Below are 870 nucleotides of genomic sequence, written 5' to 3' on the forward strand. Positions count from 1 at the left end.
TGCCCGGGTGGCTCTGCTGGCCCGGTCGTTCCGGCGCTGCCTGTTTGCTGGTGGTACTGGTTGTGGTGGCGGGGGCCGGCTTTGTTGCTGTTGTGCTTCAGCTGGCTGTACTGGCTGTACTGGCTGTTCCTGCCGGTCCTGGCGTTCTCGCTGCACGGGCCGCTTCTGCCGGTTTCACCGCGGTGGTCGTACCGGTTGCTTCTGCCGACTGCTTCTACTGGCGTCGTTGTTGCCAGTGGACCGGCTTCGTCGGTTCGGGCCGTGCTGGTCTTCGGGTTCTGGCGGCCGGTGCCCTGTTGATCTGATCGTCGTGGCCTTGCCGGCCGTTCCTGCTGTCGGTACTGGTCCTGGCGTCCTGGCTTTGCGGGTGTCGCTGGTGGTTCCTGCCGGTCCCGTCGTTCCGAGCGCATCGGCCTTCTCGGTCTTGCCGTGCCGGCGGTGTTGGGTGTTCCTGCCGGTCTTCGGGTCTCGCCGCGTTGGCTTCGTTGGTCCTGGCCGGGCTGGCTTTTGCCGCTGCCCGGTGCCCGGTGCCCGTGCCGTGGGCTGTGTGTTGTTGTGGGGTGGGTGGCCGGTCCGTGGTGTGGGCCGGCCTGTCCGTTGTCCCCTTGTCCCCTTGCCCGTTGTTCTTGTTCCCGGTGCCGGTTGTCTCTGTCCTGTGTCCCTGTCCGCGTGTCCTCGTCCTTGTTCGGGCGGGCTGTGGCCGTGGGCGCGTCGTCGGCGGGTGCGCGGCTGTGGGTGCGCGGGTGTGCGGGCGGGTGCGCGGGTGTGCGGGGGTGGTGGTGGGTTAGGGGTTGGGGGTGTGGTTGGTGTGGGTGGTGGTTTGGTAGTTGGTGAGGTCGAAGGTGCGGGTTTGGTGGCGGAAGCGCCAGG

General features: G+C 67.9%; 1 protein-coding gene. It reads left to right on the forward strand.

All coding sequences use genetic code 11. The annotated features are described in order from the left end of the window. Nucleotides 1-305, forward strand: a 305-nt coding sequence (locus ACFU7Z_RS38720; RefSeq protein ID WP_380782846.1) for a hypothetical protein, incomplete at its 5' end; no start/stop codon positions are given. Nucleotides 306-870 lie beyond the last annotated feature (565 nt).

The sequence above is a fragment of the Kitasatospora sp. NPDC057518 genome (assembly GCF_042802075.1).
Taxonomy (GTDB): domain Bacteria; phylum Actinomycetota; class Actinomycetes; order Streptomycetales; family Streptomycetaceae; genus Kitasatospora.